The organism is [Phormidium] sp. LEGE 05292 (assembly GCF_015207735.1).
Taxonomy (GTDB): Bacteria; Cyanobacteriota; Cyanobacteriia; order Cyanobacteriales; family Aerosakkonemataceae; genus Floridanema.
On the sequence record NZ_JADEWG010000284.1, the window covers coordinates 1 to 3,507 of the forward strand.

Annotated in this window: 1 protein-coding gene; it reads left to right on the forward strand. The window is 40.2% G+C overall.

Annotation, left to right across the window (positions count from 1 at the left end):
* Window positions 1-77: 77 nt before the first annotated feature.
* Window positions 78-3,011, forward strand: a complete 2,934-nt coding sequence (gene gcvP / locus IQ264_RS31880; protein ID WP_193986667.1) for an aminomethyl-transferring glycine dehydrogenase — start codon at window positions 78-80, stop codon at window positions 3,009-3,011.
* The last annotated feature ends 496 nt before the right edge of the window (window positions 3,012-3,507 follow it).

Below are 3,507 nucleotides of genomic sequence, written 5' to 3' on the forward strand. Positions count from 1 at the left end.
CTGCCCCTCTGCCCCCCGCCCCCTTGACGACAAATACTTGTTAAAACTTAATAAAGTCGATCGTGGAGAATCATTAGGTGGCAACTTCGAGCCCTTCTACCAAGTCTAGCCCTCAAGTGGGACAAACAGATAATTTTGCTAGCAGGCATATTGGCCCTAGCCCGGAAGAAATTAAACAAATGCTGGAATTATTGGGATTTTCCAGCTTAGATGAATTGATAGAAAAAACTATTCCCCAAGCAATTCGTATCTCTCGTCCATTACAATTACCTCCTGCCCAAAGTGAATATACTGCCCTTGCTAATTTAAAAGAAATTGCCTCTAAAAATCAGATATTTCGCTCTTTTATTGGCATGGGTTATTCTGATTGCATTACCCCGCCTGTTATTCTGAGAAACATTTTAGAAAATCCTGGTTGGTACACTGCTTATACTCCTTACCAAGCAGAAATTGCCCAAGGAAGATTAGAAGCCTTATTAAATTTTCAAACCATGATTATTGAATTAACAGGTTTGGAAATTGCTAACGCTTCTTTGTTAGATGAAGCTACCGCCGCTGCTGAAGCTATGACCTTAAGTTATGGTGTAGCTAAAAATAAAGCAAAAGCTTTTTTCGTTTCCCAAGATTGCCATCCCCAAACAATTGAAGTAGTGCAAACTCGCGCCAATCCTTTGGGAATTGAAGTGATTGTTGGCAACCATGAAAATTTCGCCTTTGACCAACCAATTTTCGGTGCGTTACTGCAATATCCCGCAACCGATGGCACTATTTATGATTACCGCAAATTCATCGAACAAGCCCATAAAGTTGGTGCTTTAATCACAGTAGTCGCAGATATTTTAAGCTTAACTTTACTCACTCCCCCTGGCGAATTCGGTGCTGATATTGCAGTAGGAAATACCCAGCGTTTTGGCGTACCTTTAGGTTATGGTGGCCCTCACGCTGCCTATTTCGCCACCAAAGAAGAGTTTAAACGCCAAGTTCCCGGCAGAATTGTTGGTGTTTCTAAAGATGCTAATGGAAAACCAGCTTTACGTTTAGCATTGCAAACTCGCGAACAGCATATCCGTCGTGAAAAAGCGACAAGCAATATTTGTACTGCCCAAGTTTTATTAGCCGTAATTGCTAGTATGTATGCGGTTTATCATGGTGCGGCGGGACTAAAGCGAATTGCGGAAAATATTCATCAGTTAACAACCATTTTAGCTGAAGGGTTAAAGCAGTTAGGTTACAAAATTACTGGGGAATATTTCTTTGATACGATTTGCGTAGAATTGGGAAGTCGCAGTTTAACAGAAATTCTTCAAGCTGCGGAAGTCCAGCAAATTAACCTCCGAGTTTTTGATGAGCAAAAGGTAGGCATTTCTTTAGATGAAACTACCACCATCAAACATTTAGAAGACCTTTGGAGAACCTTCGCACTAGGAGAAAAATTACCTTTCGATTCGGAAGAATTCATCGATAAACGGGTAACTCAAAACTCAAAACGTGCTACGCACCGCTACGCTAACAAAATTCAAAACTCTTTAACTCGTACTAGCAATTACCTAACTCACCCCGTCTTTAACCAGTATCATTCGGAAACTGAATTATTGCGTTATCTTCATCGTTTGCAAGCCAAAGATTTATCATTGACAACTTCAATGATTCCCTTGGGTTCTTGTACAATGAAGTTAAACGCAACAGCGGAAATGATTCCGGTAACTTGGGGAGAATTTGGTAAAATTCACCCCTTTGCACCCCTTTCCCAAACTAAGGGTTATCAAGTGATGTTCCAGCAATTAGAAGAATGGTTGGCAGAAATTACAGGTTTTGCCGCAGTTTCTCTGCAACCAAATGCGGGTTCTCAAGGTGAATATGCTGGACTTTTAGTAATTCGCAAGTATCACGAAAGTCGGGGAGAAAATCATCGCAATGTTTGTTTAATTCCCCAATCTGCACATGGCACCAACCCAGCTAGTGCGGTAATGTGTGGCTTAAAAGTTGTGCCTATTAATTGCGATGAACAGGGAAATATTGATGTTGCGGATCTGAAAAACAAGGCAGAAAAACACAGTAAAGAATTAGCCGCTTTAATGGTGACTTATCCTTCTACTCACGGGGTTTTTGAGTCAGAAATTAAAGAGATTTGTGAAATAGTTCACTCTCACGGCGGACAAGTTTATATGGATGGGGCTAATATGAATGCCCAAGTAGGTTTATGTCGTCCGGGAGATTTTGGTGCTGATGTTTGCCATTTGAACTTACACAAAACTTTCTGTATTCCTCATGGCGGCGGAGGCCCCGGAATGGGTCCGATCGCAGTATCATCTCATTTAGTACCTTTCTTACCCAGTCATTCTGTAGTAAAAATAGGAGAAAAAACTGGAATAGGTGCGGTTTCTGCTGCGCCTTGGGGTAGTGCTAGTATCCTGCCAATTTCTTGGATGTACATCGCTATGATGGGCGGAGAAGGGTTAACTGAAGCGACGAAAGTGGCAATTCTTAATGCTAATTATATGGCGCGTCGTTTGCAAGATTATTACCCAGTTTTGTACAAGGGAAATCATGGTTTGGTGGCGCATGAGTGTATTTTGGATTTGCGATCGCTCAAAAAATCTGCTGCCATAGAAGTAGATGACATCGCTAAACGATTAATGGATTATGGTTTTCATGCCCCTACCGTTTCTTGGCCTGTTGCAGGTACAGTAATGGTAGAACCAACGGAAAGCGAATCGAAAGCAGAATTAGACCGTTTCTGTGATGCCATGATTGCCATTCGTCAGGAAATTGCCGAGATTGAAACAGGCAAAGTTGATGCGGAAAATAATGTCCTGAAAAATGCACCTCATACCGCAGAAACTTTAATTACTGATGATTGGAATCGCCCTTATTCTCGCACCCAAGCTGCTTACCCAACACCTTGGTTAAAAGAATACAAATATTGGCCTCCTGTCAGCAGAATTGATAACGCTTTTGGCGATCGTAATTTTGTTTGTTCCTGTTTACCGATGTCAGATTATAGCGAGTAATTGATGATTAGGGACTAGGTACTGGGGACTGGAAAAAATAATCAAAGGAAAGGTAAAAGAAAAGAAAAATATACTCCATCTTTTACCTTTTTCTTTTGGTTATATCAGTTAATTTGCATTAAACAATGCAACCTCAACTATTATGGAAAAAAGAAACTTCCGCACCACAAGTGTTAATAATCTCCTGAAAACTGATTTATTACTAAGTCTAGCAAAGGAAATATTATGTAATTAAACTCTTTAAATACTTAAATTTATGTCGCCAAGACTACCAAAGCTCGCTGATATTTCAGAGATAATAATGAAGTTATCGTGAAAAAACCTTAAAGAATGGGTTTATATATAAAAAAATTAAGTGTAACTACAGTATACTACTAGTAAGATTCCAACCACCGTTGATTTGAATCTTCTGAGCTAAATTGCTCATACTCATACCAATTCTCTGTAAAATTGCGCTTAATCATTAGCCCCTCCCTGTGGACGGGGAGGGGTTTGG